Source organism: Aneurinibacillus sp. Ricciae_BoGa-3, assembly GCF_028421645.1.
Classification (GTDB): domain Bacteria; phylum Bacillota; class Bacilli; order Aneurinibacillales; family Aneurinibacillaceae; genus Aneurinibacillus_B.
Map to the genome: position 1 here is coordinate 2,418,661 of NZ_CP116887.1, position 16,450 is coordinate 2,435,110.

Annotated in this window: 17 protein-coding genes and 2 riboswitches; of the genes, 15 read left to right on the forward strand and 2 right to left on the reverse strand. The window is 44.6% G+C overall.

What is annotated here, in order from left to right:
• The first annotated feature begins 112 nt into the window (after positions 1–112).
• The 7 genes from PP175_RS12295 (at position 113) to PP175_RS12325 (ending at position 7,464) form a co-directional block, all read left to right on the forward strand.
• Entirely contained in the window at positions 113–922 is an 810-nt protein-coding gene (locus PP175_RS12295) for a uroporphyrinogen-III synthase (protein WP_272443073.1), read from the forward strand.
• 97 nt (positions 923–1,019) lie between these two features.
• Positions 1,020–1,167, forward strand: a riboswitch (FMN riboswitch).
• 241 nt (positions 1,168–1,408) lie between these two features.
• On the forward strand, positions 1,409–2,503 hold the full coding sequence (gene ribD / locus PP175_RS12300; RefSeq protein WP_272443074.1) for a bifunctional diaminohydroxyphosphoribosylaminopyrimidine deaminase/5-amino-6-(5-phosphoribosylamino)uracil reductase RibD: 1,095 nt from the start codon (positions 1,409–1,411) through the stop codon (positions 2,501–2,503).
• Position 2,504: 1 nt separating this feature from the next.
• Complete coding sequence (gene ribE / locus PP175_RS12305) at positions 2,505–3,152, forward strand: riboflavin synthase (protein ID WP_272443075.1); 648 nt, start codon at positions 2,505–2,507, stop codon at positions 3,150–3,152.
• Positions 3,153–3,209: 57 nt separating this feature from the next.
• Positions 3,210–4,403, forward strand: coding sequence for a bifunctional 3,4-dihydroxy-2-butanone-4-phosphate synthase/GTP cyclohydrolase II (locus tag PP175_RS12310; RefSeq protein ID WP_272443076.1), 1,194 nt, complete (start codon positions 3,210–3,212; stop codon positions 4,401–4,403).
• 60 nt (positions 4,404–4,463) lie between these two features.
• Positions 4,464–4,931, forward strand: coding sequence for a 6,7-dimethyl-8-ribityllumazine synthase (ribH, locus tag PP175_RS12315; protein ID WP_272443077.1), 468 nt, complete (start codon positions 4,464–4,466; stop codon positions 4,929–4,931).
• A gap of 69 nt (positions 4,932–5,000) precedes the next feature.
• Positions 5,001–5,077, forward strand: a riboswitch (ZMP/ZTP riboswitch).
• A gap of 51 nt (positions 5,078–5,128) precedes the next feature.
• Complete coding sequence (folD, locus tag PP175_RS12320) at positions 5,129–5,992, forward strand: bifunctional methylenetetrahydrofolate dehydrogenase/methenyltetrahydrofolate cyclohydrolase FolD (RefSeq protein ID WP_272443078.1); 864 nt, start codon at positions 5,129–5,131, stop codon at positions 5,990–5,992.
• 272 nt (positions 5,993–6,264) lie between these two features.
• Positions 6,265–7,464 (forward strand): NupC/NupG family nucleoside CNT transporter, encoded by a 1,200-nt coding sequence (locus tag PP175_RS12325; protein ID WP_272443079.1) that lies wholly within the window; start codon positions 6,265–6,267, stop codon positions 7,462–7,464.
• A 129-nt stretch (positions 7,465–7,593) separates the two neighbouring features.
• Here the strand turns inward: PP175_RS12325 and PP175_RS12330 are convergent, their stop codons facing one another.
• Positions 7,594–8,529: an aldo/keto reductase gene (locus PP175_RS12330; protein ID WP_272443080.1), complete on the reverse strand. Its 936-nt coding sequence runs from the start codon at positions 8,527–8,529 to the stop codon at positions 7,594–7,596.
• 186 nt (positions 8,530–8,715) lie between these two features.
• On the opposite strand from PP175_RS12330, the gene PP175_RS12335 reads away from it, so the two are divergent.
• The 5 genes from PP175_RS12335 to PP175_RS12355 all read left to right on the forward strand — a co-directional run bounded on the left by PP175_RS12335 (position 8,716) and on the right by PP175_RS12355 (position 14,157).
• Positions 8,716–9,363 carry a GntR family transcriptional regulator gene (locus PP175_RS12335; RefSeq protein ID WP_272443081.1) on the forward strand — a complete coding sequence of 216 codons (648 nt, stop codon included), beginning with the start codon at positions 8,716–8,718 and terminating at the stop codon, positions 9,361–9,363.
• Positions 9,364–9,394: 31 nt separating this feature from the next.
• Positions 9,395–10,165, forward strand: coding sequence for an enoyl-CoA hydratase/isomerase family protein (locus PP175_RS12340; protein WP_272443082.1), 771 nt, complete (start codon positions 9,395–9,397; stop codon positions 10,163–10,165).
• Between the two features lie 35 nt (positions 10,166–10,200).
• Positions 10,201–11,391, forward strand: a complete 1,191-nt coding sequence (locus tag PP175_RS12345) for a CaiB/BaiF CoA transferase family protein (protein ID WP_272443083.1) — start codon at positions 10,201–10,203, stop codon at positions 11,389–11,391.
• Between the two features lie 79 nt (positions 11,392–11,470).
• Positions 11,471–12,829, forward strand: a complete 1,359-nt coding sequence (locus tag PP175_RS12350; RefSeq protein ID WP_272443084.1) for an MFS transporter — start codon at positions 11,471–11,473, stop codon at positions 12,827–12,829.
• Positions 12,830–12,939: 110 nt separating this feature from the next.
• A complete protein-coding gene (locus tag PP175_RS12355; protein ID WP_272443085.1) occupies positions 12,940–14,157 on the forward strand; it encodes an MFS transporter in 1,218 nt (405 codons plus the stop codon).
• 18 nt (positions 14,158–14,175) lie between these two features.
• Here the strand turns inward: PP175_RS12355 and PP175_RS12360 are convergent, their stop codons facing one another.
• Entirely contained in the window at positions 14,176–14,472 is a 297-nt protein-coding gene (locus tag PP175_RS12360) for a hypothetical protein (RefSeq protein WP_272443086.1), read from the reverse strand.
• A 184-nt stretch (positions 14,473–14,656) separates the two neighbouring features.
• On the opposite strand from PP175_RS12360, the gene PP175_RS12365 reads away from it, so the two are divergent.
• The 3 genes from PP175_RS12365 to PP175_RS12375 all read left to right on the forward strand — a co-directional run bounded on the left by PP175_RS12365 (position 14,657) and on the right by PP175_RS12375 (position 16,432).
• Positions 14,657–14,875, forward strand: coding sequence for an alpha/beta-type small acid-soluble spore protein (locus PP175_RS12365; RefSeq protein ID WP_272443087.1), 219 nt, complete (start codon positions 14,657–14,659; stop codon positions 14,873–14,875).
• Positions 14,876–15,007: 132 nt separating this feature from the next.
• Complete coding sequence (locus tag PP175_RS12370; protein WP_272443088.1) at positions 15,008–15,205, forward strand: YozQ family protein; 198 nt, start codon at positions 15,008–15,010, stop codon at positions 15,203–15,205.
• A gap of 234 nt (positions 15,206–15,439) precedes the next feature.
• Positions 15,440–16,432, forward strand: a complete 993-nt coding sequence (locus PP175_RS12375; RefSeq protein WP_272443089.1) for a thiamine pyrophosphate-dependent dehydrogenase E1 component subunit alpha — start codon at positions 15,440–15,442, stop codon at positions 16,430–16,432.
• Positions 16,433–16,450: the final 18 nt, after the last annotated feature.

Genomic DNA, 16,450 nt, shown 5'->3' on the forward strand with positions numbered 1-16,450 from the left:
AGTTCATTAACCTTTAAACAAATGTGATAGATTTGCCAGTTCATAGAAAACTAGATATACTCAAAAATACTTAGCATAAAAGAAGCTTAATTATGTAGGGGTGATCGATTAAATGGCCAGTGGGTTAACAGGCAAGCGCATCGTGATAGCGGGAACTCGCAAAACGGATGAGATCAGCACGCTGATTGAAAAACAGGGAGGAACTCCGATCCTTCGCCCTCTGCAGGGTACAGTCTTTCTAGCAGAACAAGAAATTGAACCAGATCTCCGCGGGTTTGTCGAGAACGGCGCCGATTGGGTCATTTTTACGACCGGAACCGGCTTTGAAACACTACTGGATATGGCTGAAAAGCTGGGCGTTCGTGCTTTATTTGAAGAAAGAATAAGACAGGCGAAGGCAGCGGCAAGGGGATATAAGACGCATTCCGCCTTAAAAAAACTGGGAATCTTACCTGTTGCAGTTGATGATGACGGGACAACCAGAGGATTGATCCGCGCTCTCGAGTCTTTTGATTTCGAAGGCAAACGAGTTATGATACAGCTACACGGAGAAACAGCACCTGTATTGATACGTTTCTTCGAAGAAAGAGGCGCCAATGTTACTTTACTCTTGCCATACCAGCATGTGGCACCAGACACAAAGGCAGTAGAAACGTTGTGTCGCGAATTAATGGATAGCTTGGTGGATGCCGTTTGCTTTACAACGGCGGCACAGGTTCGATTTCTGTTCGAATTTGCCAGCCAGCAAGGGTATGCAACAAAATTAAAGTCTGCATTTGATCACAGTGTGCTGGCGGTAGCCGTTGGAAAGATTACCCGCGAGGCTTTAGAAGAGGAAGGCATACAACGAGTGCTGGCCCCTGAGTTAGAACGGATGGGGGCGATGATTGTCGAATTATCCCGCTACTATGCTGACAAGTGAGCCATATGGCCCGGCCTGCTGCAGTAAAAGTTAACGCCACTAGAAAAAAGATTGACAGCAAAGTAGGATAAGCTATACAATACAGATAATTTCATTATGAATCCTTCGGGGCAGGGTGAAAATCCCTACCGGCGGTGATAGAAGAAGCAACGCTTCTTCTTTAGTCCGTGAGCTGCGGCCTTTGCCAATGCTGACCCGGTGTAATTCCGGGACCGACAGTATAGTCTGGATGGGAGAAGGATATTAAGAAAGCCAACTGTACTGTAGGCTTATTTGTGGATGTCCACAACATTATTTTGTGGTCAACCGCTTATTCGCTGTGATGATCATACATAGGTTTTTTTGAGTTCCCTGAATATCCAGAAACTAAGCTCCGAGTTCGGTTTGTTAACCGTGGTCGGAGCTTTTTATTTTTGAGCATATAATAAACTTGAAAATCCTTGTCAAGGGTGGATGCGGACAAGTTGCAGGAAGGAGGAAGAAAACATGAACCACGGGGAATACATGCAGTTAGCGCTCCGCCTGGCAGAGGCATCACGCGGCCAGACAAGCCCTAATCCAATGGTTGGATGCGTCATCGTGAAGGATGGTGTGCTTGTTGGGACCGGTAGCCACCTTAAGGCAGGCGAGCCGCATGCCGAAGTGCACGCGCTGCGCATGGCAGGCGAGAAGGCACAGGGTGCGACCGCATATGTTACGCTCGAGCCATGCAGTCACTTCGGAAGAACGCCGCCCTGTGCAGATGCCCTGGTTGAAAGTGGTGTGCAAACGGTAGTTATTGCCATGCTTGATCCCAATCCGATGGTTGCCGGACGCGGGGCGAACAGGCTCCGAGAGGCAGGCATAACGGTGATTACGGGTGTATTGGAGAAGGAAGCTTTAAAACTCAACGAAGTGTTTGTAAAGTATATCAAGACAAAGCGGCCGTTTGTTACTGTTAAAACAGCCAGCACGTTAGATGGCAAGGTCGCCACAGTCACCGGCAACAGCCGCTGGATTACAGGTGAAACGTCCCGCGAGGACGTCCATCAACTTAGGCACGAGAATGATGCGATTCTAGTGGGCGTTAACACCGTGCTTACCGATGACCCCCAGCTCACAACCCGGTTGCCGCTGGGCGGCCGAAACCCCATTCGAATTGTTGTGGATTCCACACTGCGTACACCTATTTATGCCCGGGTTGTAACAGATGCACAGGCCCCAACCTGGATTATTACAACTGAACAGGCTGACAAGGACAAGTGCAGGAGGCTTCAAGAAAGAGGGATCCGTATCTTTACTGCTGGGAATGGCTCGTCAGTAGACATCGACCAGGCACTGAAAGTGTTAGGTGAACATGAAATTACATCGCTTCTTGTAGAAGGAGGCAGCCAGGTTAACAGTTCGTTTCTTCATGCCCATGCCATTGACAAGCTCGTTGCCTACATCGCTCCTAAAATTGTGGGGGGCCAGGCGGCACCAACGCCATTCGGTGGATTCGGAATTGAAGAAATGGCCAGCGCCATTTCGTTGCGTGATGTTCAGATGCAGCAGGTAGGCGATGATTTCAAAATAACGGGCTACCCGGTTTGGGAGGGATAGGATGTTTACCGGAATTATAGAAGAACTGGGAAAGGTACGTACAATAAAGCTAGGCCAGGATTGGTGTGTATTGGAAATAGAAGCAAAAGATATTTTACAAGATGTAAAAATAGGAGACAGTATATCCGTTAATGGGGTTTGCCTGACCGTGACTACACACACCAGACAGCTTTTTACGGCCGATGTAATGCCTGAGACACTGAAAAAAACATCCCTGTCTTCGCTTAAAAATGGTTCACCAGTGAACCTTGAAAGGGCCATGGCAGCCGGCGGGCGCTTTGGCGGCCATTTTGTCTCGGGTCACGTTGATGCCACCGGCACAATTCTGTCCAAAAAAGTTTATGGCAATGCGGTATTGTATGAAATCGGGGCTGACGGGCCGATTTTACGCTTCATTATTCCAAAAGGTTCGATTGCCGTAGACGGGATCAGCCTTACGGTCGTTTCAACAACTCCTGAAAGCTTTTCGGTCTCAATTATCCCACACACCCTAGGAGAAACTGTCCTACAGCATAAAGGAAAGGGCGATATTGTAAACCTGGAATGCGATATGATAGGCAAATACGTCGAACGCTTTGTTTCGGGGAAACAGCCTAAGAAAGATAGTCAACTTACAGCTGAATTTCTCGTAAAAAGTGGTTTTATGTAAAATAACAATCTTTGATAAACAAAATGAAGACAATAAAAAACGAAAGGTGTGGAGAAAGTGTTCGATTCAATAGAAGACGCGCTGCAAGATTTAAAACGCGGTAAACCGGTCATTGTGGTTGACGATGAGGACAGAGAGAACGAAGGCGATTTTATTGCGCTGGCTGAAAAGACGGACGCTGCGATGATCAATTTTATGGCGACGTATGGCCGAGGCCTGATATGCGTTCCAATTACAGAAGAACGCGCAGCTGAGCTGTCCCTGCCCCCGATGGTCAAGCGTAATACAGATAAACACGGAACAGCTTTTACCGTTTCGGTTGATAAGGGAACAACGTCCACAGGGATATCAGCCTTTGAACGGGCTTCGACGGTGGAGGCTATAACAAATCCGGATACAACGGGCGCTGATTTTCGCCGGCCTGGCCATGTTTTTCCTCTTATCGCGAAGAAAGGTGGAGTTCTTCGGCGCGCTGGCCATACGGAAGCTGCCGTTGATCTGGCACGATTATGTGGGTCTTACCCGGCGGGCGTTATTTGTGAAATCATGAATGAAGACGGTTCAATGGCACGTGTCCCGGATCTGGCTAAAGTGGCTGAGAAGCATCAATTAAAATTCATTACCATTCAAGATTTAATTCATTACCGGAGAGAGCAGGAGAAGCTCGTAAAGCGGGAGGTTGAAGTTGAGCTGCCAACAGCTTATGGAGATTTTAGACTGGCCGCTTATTCAAACGAGGTAGACGAACTCGAACACCTTGCATTAATTAAAGGCACCATACAACCGGATCAGCCGATATTGGTGCGGGTTCATTCCGAATGTTTAACTGGCGACGTATTTGGCTCACACCGCTGTGACTGCGGGCCCCAGCTTCACGCGGCACTCAAACAAATTGAAGAAGAAGGCACTGGCGTCCTGCTATACATGCGTCAGGAAGGGCGGGGTATTGGCCTAATGAATAAACTAAGGGCATATAAACTTCAGGAAGAGGGTTATGACACAGTGGAGGCCAATGAAAAGCTTGGATTCCCGGCGGATCTGCGCGAATATGGAATTGGCGCGCAAATATTGCGCGATCTGGGTGTCACACAGATCCGGCTGCTTACAAACAATCCACGCAAAATTAAAGGGATTGAAGGGCATGGACTGGAAGTTGTCGAAAGGGTGCCAATACAAGTAGAACATGTTGCCGAAAACGAAAAGTACTTGAAAACAAAAAAAGCCAAACTCGGGCATCTTTTAAACATTTGATTAATTGAGTAATTATTATGACATCATTATCAAAATTTAGAAATAGAGGAGAGAACTACAATGGCAAAAACATATGAAGGCTATCTGGTTGGAACAGGGTTAAAAGTTGGAATGGTGGTTGGCCGTTTTAATGAATTTATTACAAGCAAGCTGCTCGGTGGCGCGCTTGATGCTCTGAAGCGACACGGCGTGAACGAAGATGATGTCGAAGTTGCCTGGGTACCGGGTGCTTTTGAAATTCCACTTATTTTAAAAAAAATGGCAGAATCTAAAAAGTATGATGCTGTCATTGCGCTTGGAACTGTGATACGTGGCTCTACACCTCACTTTGATTATGTCTGTAGCGAGGTAGCCAAGGGCACAGCTGCAATTGGCCTGCAAACAGGAATCCCTGCAATTTTTGGTGTTTTAACAACAGATACAATCGAACAGGCCATTGAGCGCGCAGGTACAAAAGCCGGAAATAAGGGCTGGGAAGCTGCCTCTGCAGCGATTGAAATGGCCAATTTGACGAGAGCTATTGGCTGATCCGCAAATAAATAAGGTTTATACACGTAATTCCTCTATGAAAAATACTGCTTTTTATGATAAAATAAAGCCGGATTACATAACTGGCGGAAGTGGGGAACCACAGGGGAGTGTAATCGACAAAGCCGACCGCCTGGGCACATGCTCAGGGGTTTTTTTGATCCTTAGCATGGTGTTTTGTTGAGGGAGTGAACAAATTGAGCGCAATCATTATGGATGGAAAACAACTGGCGGCTCAGATTAGGGATACATTAAAAGATGAGGTAGCTGAGTACCAAAATCAGTCGGTACAACCAGGACTTGCTGTTATATTAGTGGGAAATCATCCTGCATCCGAGACGTATGTGCAAGCGAAACAAAAAGCGGCGCTTGCGGTTGGGATTCGTTCCTACCTGATTCGCTTTGCGGATAATGTGTCTCAAGGTGAATTGCTAGCTAAGATTGCACAGCTGAATAATGACCCGCAGGTAAATGGAATTCTTGTACAACTTCCATTGCCTAAACACATTGATGTTCAAACCGTTATTGATGCCATAGATCCGGAAAAAGATGTAGATGGCTTTCATCCGCTAAATGTCGGCAACATGCAAGTTGGGAAAAAAACACTGCTACCATGCACACCGTTTGGTATTGTAAAGTTGTTGAAGGCGTATAACATCCCGCTGCAAGGCAAGCATGCCGTAATTGTGGGTCATAGCCATATCGTTGGCAGACCAATGGCGACGCTCCTTCTCAATGAAAACGCCACTGTCTCTGTATGCCATGCTTATACTGAGAATCTAAAAGAAATGACAAAAATGGCAGATATTTTAATTGTCGCCGTCGGGAAAAAACACTTGATTACAGGCGACATGGTAAAACCGGCTGCAACCGTCATTGATGTCGGCATTAACCGGGAAGGCAAACGGATTTTTGGAGATTGCGATTTTGACTCCATTAAAGATATTGCTTCGCATATCACTCCTGTACCCGGAGGCGTAGGGCCCATGACGATCGCGACGCTGCTTTGCAATACGTTACAGGCGGCACGCAGTCAATCCAAACAACCGGTCCTTGTATAAAACAATAATGAGACTTTCAAAATATACCCACTCATTTCTTCGGAAACTGAGTGGGTTTTTATTTGCGTTTTAAAATGCAATAACTGGGAAAATATAAGGAAAGCAGTATTCCATATCCTATCCTATACACATAGAATTCAACTGAGTTAACCTTTTAAATTCTTTAAATAAAAGAACTTCATCCAAATTGATTGATAAAGATCCGAACGTTACTTATAATGCACAAAGTAATTATTCGCATTTAATCCATTCCCAACAAAGGAGGAGTTACGGTGTTTTTTGTTATTAATATAATTGGAATAATCGTGGTATTCGCTATCGCTTACCTTTGTTCCCGGGATCGCAGAAAAGTTGATTTTACTTCTGTCGCGATCATGTTAGTTATTCAACTCATCATTACGTGGTTCATGCTCTCCACTACAATTGGCGGAGACATTATCCAATTAGTCGCTAAGTTCTTCCTATGGCTGATAAATTGTTCGATGTCAGGCATCCGGTTTGTATTCGGCAGTCTGGTTCCTGCTACGGGAATGGCTCCGTTTCTAATCAGCGTATTAATGCCGATCATTTTTATTGTTGCTTTCTTTGACATCCTCACTTATTTCGGGATCCTGCCTGCAATCATTAACACGTTAGGCTGGGTTCTTTCCAAAATAACACGTTCTCCTCGGTTTGAGAGCTTCTTTGCGACACAGGTGATGTTTTTAGGTAACAACGAAGTATTAGCCATTACCAGAGATCAACTCAATAAAATGGATGATAAACGACTACTTACAGCCTGTATGCTTGGCATGTCCTGTGTGAGTGTCGGCGTGCTTGGCGGATATATGCAGATGATTAACCCGAAATATGTCTTAATCGCTATTCCATTAAATGCAGTCGGCGCTTTAATTATTACATCCTTATTAAACCCGTATAAAGTGACACCGGAAGAAGATGTTGTTTATAACCCGGTAAAATCGGATAAAAGAAGAAATTTCTTCGATATGTTAACAGACAGTATGATGACAGGCGGAAGGATGGCACTGATTATTGCCGCCATGCTGATGGGATTTACCGCTTTAATTACTTGCAGTGATAGCATTTTAAGTCTTATCAACAAAAACATTACACTGGAAAATATATTCGCCGTCATCTTTTCACCTTTTACTTTCTTAATGGGCGTTACACCCTCCCAGATATTCACCGTTGCACAGTTTATGGGTGAAAAATTGGCTACAAATGAGTTTATTGCGATGGGCAGCCTGCATCCGATACTGCACACACTCAACAGGCATACGGAAGCCGTTATTTCAACCTTCCTTGTTTCCTTCTGTAACTTTTCCACGGTAGGGATCATCCTGGGCAGCGTAAAGTCCTTGTTTAGCGAGGAAAAGGGAGCCTTCATTGCAAAAAACACCTGGCGCCTATTGGTCTCCGGTATCCTGGTTTCCTTCTTAACCGCTATGGTGGTCGGATTATTTGTTTGGTAAACAACACGAAAACATCGTGGGCAATTGCCACACGATGTTTTTGTGTTAACGTTTTAATTCATATGGTCTCATTGAAAACTGTTCCAGGCTGTGGATCACTTTTAAATCTTGAACCTATGCTCAAGTGCCTTATGCTTTAAAAATGCGGTCGATTTTTTCGATCGCCTCATTTGTTAACGTGACATCGAGTGTCTTCAGGTTGTTTAATACTTGGTCCGGCCGTTTGGCGCCCGGGATTAATACATCAATGGAGTCGCGTGTGAGATACCAGGCGAGAACCACGTGTGCCACTTCAGCCCCCAAAGCATGAGCCACTTCACGCACTTGATCGACTTTTTCTAAATTGCGGACGAAAGCGTCTCCCTGAAAGAGAGGATTTTTCGCACGACCATCATTGAATGTCGTGTTTTTGTTATATTTCCCGCCTAACAATCCTGCTGCAAGCGGGAAATACGGAATAAAAGAAATGTTATTTTGCGCCGTATACGGCAGCAAATCTTTCTCTACTTCGCGTTTAAATAAATTGTATTCAGACTGAAGTACATCCACATAGCCATCTTTGTTGGCTTCTTTTAATTGGTCAATGGAGAAATTAGATACCCCGATCGAACGAATTTTGCCTTCGTCTTTTAATTCTTTTAACGCGCCAACCGCTTCGTCTTTTGGTGTATTTTCATCCGGAAAATGAATATAAAATAAATCAATATAATCGGTATTAAGCCGTTTTAAACTGCTTTCTACCGCAGTCTTTAAGAAGGCAGGGGAGTTATCCAACACAATTTTACCGTTTACAAATTTGTGTGCCCCTTTTGTCGCAATGACAACGTCTTCGCGTCTGCCTTTTTCCTTGATTACTTCGCCAATCAATTCCTCCGAGCGCTCAGGCCCGTATATGTAGGCCGTATCTAAAAAGTTAATGCCGTTGTCTAAAGCAGTCCGAACAACTTCTTTTCCAGTTTCTTCGTTAAGATCGGGGTAAATGTTATGCCCACCAACGGCATTTGTCCCCAGGCCAATCTTATTTACGTATAAATCTGTTTTTCCTATTCTCGATTGTTCAACCATTTTAGACAGTCATCTCCTTTAATAAAGTTAGTAACATTATAACAAACAATGAAATGGTTATGGCAAATTGTAGCACATCAATTTGTTTATAATATTTTGACTAAACAGAATATTTGTGTTAATTTTTAATTGTCGACAATCGACATTGATGATACATAGAGAGAAACCTGAAATGGAGAGACCAAAATGCAACGAACCGTAAGCCACTCAGCTCTTTCGAATTTAATTAAAGAAAGCATAACAGAAGACATTATGCGGGGAAGGCTCCGTTCTGGAGATAAGCTGATAGAAGCCAAGTATGCGGAAGAATTCGGAACGAGCCGCGCACCGATACGCGAGGCCTTTTATCTGCTGACATTAGAGGGAATTGCGAAAAAAATTCCCCGCAAAGGTACGGTTGTCCAAGGTTATTCAAGGGAGGAGATCGGCGATGTACTGGCCATAAGGGGATTCATTGAAGACCTGGCGCTGCAAAGGATTAAACAGCCCAACATTGCAGATTGTCTAAATACATTAGATGAGATAGTAAACCAAATGGAGCATAACCTAAAGGACAAAGCTGAGTATGCCAGATTAAACTACAATTTTCACTACCAGTTCATTCTAGCAAGTGAAAACGAAGTGATTAACGATTTATACACGCGAATTGGAGCCCCGCTTCTTTCTTTGCAAACGATGTCTTTTATAGAAGAACAGAGCATTCGCAATTCGTATAAGGAACACCGGTCGATTATTGGTCATCTGCGTTCAGGTGACATTGAACAAGCAAGAAAGCAATTACAGGCGCATAATAATGCCGTTTTACCGCGGATTGCTCAACATTTTACAGAGTAATTCAGGCGCTCAAATAAAGGGGGTGAACAAGGTGAGGGTTTTAATCAAGAGAGTAGCGGATGGCAAAATTACACTGCAGGAAACCTCTAAGATTGCGATTGTGACAATAAGCCGGCCGGAAGCCCGAAACGCCTTAACAACAAAAATGTGGAACGAATTAGCGGAGATTGCACGCGAACTACATATCCGTCCAAAGGTTAAGGTCGTCATTTTACGCGGCATGCCCGGCCAGTTCACTTCCGGGTCGGATATTAAAGAATTTGCCGGGATGTCTATTAGTGAGGCCAACGTGGCATTTGAAACAATGGAACAAGCAATATCGACTATTGAAAGCCTTTCCATCCCGGTTATATGTGCAATGGATGGACCAGCAATGGGGGCTGGGTTCGTACTCTCCCTGGCATGCGACATTAGAATCGGAACGGCTAATGCGAGGATGGGCATCCCCGTTGGTAAACTCGGTATTAAGCTTGGGCCATCTTTTGTCAGAAGGATCGTCAGGATAATAGGCCCAAGCCGGACAAAAGAATTGGTCTATACAGGAAATGTCTATAACGCATCGGAAGCCGTGAAGCTGGGTCTGCTAAATCATCTTGTTCCTGATAGCGAATCACTGGATAAGTCTCTTTTTCAGATGGCGGAAACGATTATGTGCCAATCAAGGGTTTCGCTGCAATCCGTGAAGAAGTCAGTAGAGATGTGTGAGTGGAAACAGACACCCGCCTGGGAGTTTGCTCATCCGGTAGATTTTCCAGAGGGATGCATGGCTTTTGTCGAGAAGCGGCTGCCTCGTTTTAGTTAGAAACTACTCTTATACCCATACTGAAGGAGGAATAGATGGTGACTGAAAAAGCGCTGCAGGGTATTAAGGTATTGGATTTAACAAGAGTACTGGCAGGGCCTTACGTGTCGATGGTATTAGGTGACCTGGGGGCTGAAGTGATAAAGATTGAGACGCCGCAAGGGGGTGATGATTCAAGAGGTTATGGTCCTTTTATTAATGGAGAAAGTGTTTATTTTATGAGTTTAAACCGCAATAAGAAGAGCCTCTCGCTAAACTTAAAGAGCGAGGAGGGAAAAGAAATTTTTCTGCGGATGGTTCAGGACGCAGATGTTGTACTCGAAAATTATCGTCCAGGAACCATGGAAAAGCTGGGTCTTGGCTATGAAGAACTGGAAAGGGTAAACCCAAAAATTATTTATGCGGCGAGTTCAGGCTTTGGCCACACGGGTCCCTACAGCAAAAGAGCCGCTTACGATTTAATTGTACAGGGGATGGGGGGGATCATGAGTCTAACAGGTGAACCCGATGGTACACCTACAAGGGTAGGAGCATCCATCGGCGACATTACATCAGGACTCTTCACAACCATCGGTATCCTTTCTGCAATTCATAAACGTGGTGACACTGGAAAGGGGCAAAAAGTTGATGTGGCGATGTTAGACTGTCAGGTGGCGATATTGGAAAATGCCATCGCAAGGTATGCGGTCGATGGACAGTCACCGAAAGCGACAGGAAATCGCCACCCATCCATTACGCCATTCGCAGTCTTTAAGGCGAACAACGGACATATTATAGTAGCAGCCGGAAATGATGCGTTGTGGAAGAAGTGGTGCCAGGCAGTCGGAAGAGAGGAGCTTGCTGAAGACAATCGGTTTACAACCAACGCCCTTAGAACGGACAACTGGGATGAACTGGAGACTATTATGGGAGAGGTGATAGCGCATCGCAGTGTTGAAGAGTGGCTGCAGCACTTTGACCAGGCAGGCATTCCTGCGAGCCCCATTCACAATGTTGAACAAGTCATTAAGCACCCGCAGGTCATTTCCCGTGAAATGGTGGTCCACCAGCAACATCCCGTGGCAGGAGAGATAGTAATGCCCGGAATACCAATTAAGTTATCCAAAACGCCCGGAACGATAGATAGGCCAGCTCCTCTCCTGGGTCAGCATACACTGGAAATTCTATCGGGTTTGGGATTTGAAGAAGCGGTAATCGAGGAAATGAGGGCAAAGGGCATCGTGTAACAAGTTAAGAGGGGTCATAAGGAAAGAGGCCCACAAGTTCACAACAAGGCATTAAAATTTAATAATGGGGGTGCAAGGAATGGCAAGCAGTTTTGAAGCGAGCGGCCTTTCTCAAGCGGAGCACAAGAAACAGGTAAAAAAAGCGGCTGTTGCCGGGGCCATAGGAACAGCCATTGAATGGTACGATTTCTTTCTGTATGGGACTGCATCTGCACTCGTTTTTCCGAAGCTGTTTTTCCCAAATTCCGATCCATACATCGGAGTTTTGCAAGCGTTTACAACATTCTTCCTTGGATTTCTCGCACGCCCTGTTGGCGCTATAATTTTTGGTCACTACGGAGACCGAATCGGGCGGAAAGCTACGCTAATTATTACCCTCATGTTAATGGGAGTAAGCAGCAGCCTGATTGGAATTCTCCCCACTTATAGCACGGCGGGATACGCCGCGCCCGTAATCTTAATCCTGCTAAGGCTGTGCCAGGGCATTGGTGTTGGCGGTGAGTGGGGTGGATCGGTTTTACTGTCCATGGAATGGGGCTCCAAAGAAAGACGCGGGCTAATGGGAAGCTGGTCGCAGATGGGAGTACCCATGGGACTCTTGACCTCTTCGCTTATGATATCGCTTTTCATTCATTTAACAGGCAACAGTTTTAATACCTGGGGATGGCGAGTTCCCTTTCTAATCAGCATTTTACTTGTGGCCATCGGATTATATATACGCCTAGGTATCATGGAATCTCCTCATTTCGCGAACGTTCAAAACCAAAAGCGTGTTTCGAAAAGGCCGGTTCTGGAAGTTATCAAAAAACATCCGAAAGAAATTATTTTATCTGCCCTTGTGCGGCTCGCAGAGCAGGCCCCTTTCTATATTTTTATTACCTTTGTGGTTAGTTACTGTACCGGTGAACTTAAATTGGGCAAAGCGTTTTTAACGGACGCCATTTCGCTTGCTTCGTTCGTCTCTCTTTTCAGCATTCCGTTTTTTGGCTACTTATCCGATAAAATAGGGAGAAAACGGATGTACATGATTGGCTGTGTTGTAACGCTCTTATATGCCTTCCCTTATTTCGGATTGTTAAATACTGCCGCTCCAGCGCTCGTCTTACTCGGAATCGTATTATCACTAATTCCACATGATATGCTGTATGGGCCGCAGGCTGCGCTGATTGCAGAGAACTTTCCTACGCATCTGCGCTACAGTGGCGCATCGTTGGGGTATCAATTATCGTCTATTATAGCAGGTGGACCTGCACCGCTGATTGCTGCTTTTTTACTTCACACTTACGGAAGTTCAACGGCCATCAGCATCTACATGATCATTTTATGTGTGATCTCACTCATCGCCACGTCCATGTTAAAGGAGCGTGCAAAGCAAGATATTGTAAAAGAGCTTGATGAAGTGTACATTACACCTGTCAAAGCGGATCAAAGTATGTAATAATTAGTGAGTATAGGTTTAGCCGGCCGCAAGCTCCAGCCACCTGAGGAATTCGGGTGGCTTTTTACTTGTGTCAGAGCTACAGTTCAACCAAGGGAAGAGGAGAGCATATGCCAATACACAGCAAATTACAGAATAAATGGATTTCTACGCTGATCATCTTCTTTATCACTTCATTCATTGAGTCATTTACGATGAGCCATGTATTCGCGTTTTTACCATCTTATTTGCAAACTTTTCATCTCTCGCACTTATCGGTTTGGATTGGTGTGTTAAACGCGCTAACTTTTATCGTCGGATTGCCTATGGTCCCTTATTGGGGTGTGTGGGCTGATAAGTATGGTGCCAAATCGATAATTATTCGCAGCGCTATCGTTGAAGCCCTTGTGTTTGCTTTACTCAGTTGGGGGCAGCACTTTTATCTTACTTGCTTAGCTATGGCTCTCGTTGGATTTCAACTCGGTAACACCGGAATCATGCTCTCAACCATTCGTTCTTTGGCTCCGCCTGACAAAACAGGAAGAGCAATTTCTATTTTTGGCGCCGCTTCGCCAATAGGAATGGCAATGGGTCCAATGATAGGAGGATTTATACTGGGAACGCTCCATTGGTCCTTCCTTCATCTTTATTTATTGGATAGTGGATTATCCGTTGTTTCGGCCTGTCTTCTGTTGTTCAGTTCTTCGGAACGCAGAGTTTCGCGTACCACGCAAACAGTATGGCAGTCTATTCAGGCGGCGTTTTCTAGTCGGTTAGTTTGGATTGTATTTTCTCTCTATTTTTGTTTCATGACTGCTAGACAGCTAATGACACCGTATTTACCCTTGTTCGTGCATCAGTTGTATACACCATTCCACAGCGAAGAAGTTTCCATCGGGGTCATTTTGGGAGGTGCAGCGTTGATTGGAGCAGTTGTGTCGGCGTTTATAGGAGAATTAGGCGACCGATATAAATTCGAGAACATTTTGTTTGTTATGGGATCCATTGTTATTATTTCATTAATCTTTTTATCTTTCACCAAGACGTGGGGATGGTTCACAGTAGAATTGATGGTGTTCTATGCCGGATTTAACGGAACTGTTGCCATGATTTTTGCCCTGTTAACGACTCAACTAACAGGGCAAACGCGGACAACTGCTTTAAACCTGATCTACGTTCCACTCTATATAGGAGGAATTATAGGTCCCATTATTGGCTCTACAATTTCATCATATGGTTTTCGAGTTCAGACGCTTGTTGCGGCTTTTGGTTGTGTTGCTGGGTGCCTAATTTGGCTGATGTCGTTAAAAAATAAAGAGAGTAGAGAAAGTGTTCATCCGGAAAAATAACGGGACAACAATTCTTGCCTAAACCCGTACCCCTGTTTCGCCGTTTTTGGATGTCACCACCAGAGATGGGGACGAGAGCATATCTTCCGGCAGGCTGTACTCATGAAGCGGAGAACCCTTTTCATTATGCACCCGGACGATGCTGCCTTCATTAACAAACTCATCCAGAGCGGCTGCAACGGCGCGATAATCAACATTAAATTCCGAAGCAAGCCGCACTGTAGATATACCCGTTCTTTTATCAGTAGCGCAAATAATCGCTTCTTTCACAACCCTCATCAGTTTATGCTTATCGATGGTTTCCTGTTGACTCATTCTGGATACCTCCTCTATTTAGCCGCTTTAGTTATAATGCGCGTAAACATACCAATTTATTCAGTTGAAAAGCTGCTTCCCTCTACATTTCCCATTATATACAAGGCGTAAACTGTGGCCGATAAAGTCACAATAAGTTCACAAGGGTAAAACCTTGTAGAAACCAATCAGGGAGGTGACAACTATGTCACGTCGTGGAGGAAGCAGAAATCGTCTTCTTGTTGAGCAAGCCAGCCAGGGTTTGGAGCAAATGAAGTACGAAATCGCTACTGAATTTGGTATTCAACTTGGAGCTGAGCAAGCATCACGCGCTAACGGTTCAGTAGGTGGAGAAATGGTAAAACGCCTGATTCAATTTGGTGAACAATCCATCAGCGGTGCAGCAGGTACTACTAGCCGATAAAAAATGAATAAAATGGATGAGGGTGCTGCTTTAGCACCCTCTACATCTGCAATAAAGCCAGCAACGGGGGAAAGGTAAAAAATTACATAATTCGATAACAGGAAATATTTATTGGAAGGAAGGAGCGTAAACATGAAAGATAATCAATTTAAAGAGGAAATAAAAACAGCTGACAGAAATTATGAAGTTGAGGATTATAAGAGGAAAGACCAAGTTTCCATAGGATTAGCTACTACCCATGAACAGGTCAGTGATCATTACATGAGCGGAGAATATATAGCTGGTAATGATAGCGCGGAAGATCAGCCTGCGATTCCCAGGAAAGATTAGGTGTTAACGAGGAACATGGACAACATCATTTTTACTATATATAAGTGATTCCAATTTTTATAGTCATAACGAGACAAAACGAGACAAAACGAGACGAGCGTCTCGTTTTGTCTCGTTTTTTTGCTATTTTTATGCTGGATAAATGAGAGACATCCCTGTTTTGGATGCGTTTCACTTTGGCTCGATACTTGCATTGATGTATGTTGAACCAAAATTACGATTGGAGGCCTGAAAATGGAAACGACGCAAAGTAAAGAGATACGATTGTCTCAGGAAAAAGCGCATTGGATGTATAAAAAGATGCTCGAAATTCGCAAATTTGAAGATAAAGTACATGAGTTATTCGCCCAAGGGATTCTACCCGGCTTTGTTCATCTCTATGCCGGAGAGGAAGCGGTAGCAGTTGGGGTTTGTGCGCACCTTACCGATGAAGATAGTATTACCAGTACCCACCGCGGACATGGTCATTGTATTGCAAAAGGATGCGATTTAAATGGCATGATGGCTGAAATTTATGGAAAGGTAACGGGTTTATGCAAAGGAAAAGGCGGTTCAATGCATATTGCGGATTTAGATAAAGGTATGTTAGGAGCGAATGGCATTGTGGGGGGTGGTTTTCCTCTAGCCTGTGGTTCGGCTTTAACTGCAAAATATAAGAAGACCAGAAATGTAAGCGTTTGCTTTTTTGGGGATGGAGCCAACAACCACGGTACATTTCATGAAGGTATTAATCTTGCTGCCATTTGGAATCTTCCTGTTGTATTCGTGGCAGAGAATAATGGCTATGCAGAAGCGACTCCATTCACATACGCCTCAAGCTGTAAATCTATCGTGGATCGTGCTATTGGTTACAACATCCCTGGCATTCAGGTGGATGGAAAAGATGTGCTAGCTGTTTATCAGGCTGCAGAGGAAGCGGTTCAAAGAGCTCGCAGGGGTGAAGGACCCACATTAATAGAGTGTGTCACCTACCGTAATTATGGACACTTTGAGGGTGATGCGCAGAAATATAAACCTGAACAAGAAAAGAAACAACACTTGCAGCAAAAGGATGCCATTGCTCTATTCAAAAAGTACCTGCTAAAGCAGCAGCTAATGGCGGAGCAGGAGTTAATTCTACTAGAATCTTCAGTAGAACAGGCAGTTTTTGAAGCGGTTAAGTTTAGTGAAGAAAGTCCATATCCAAATGATTCAGAACTATTAACCGACGTGTACGTATCTTACTAATCAAAAAATAGGAGGAAT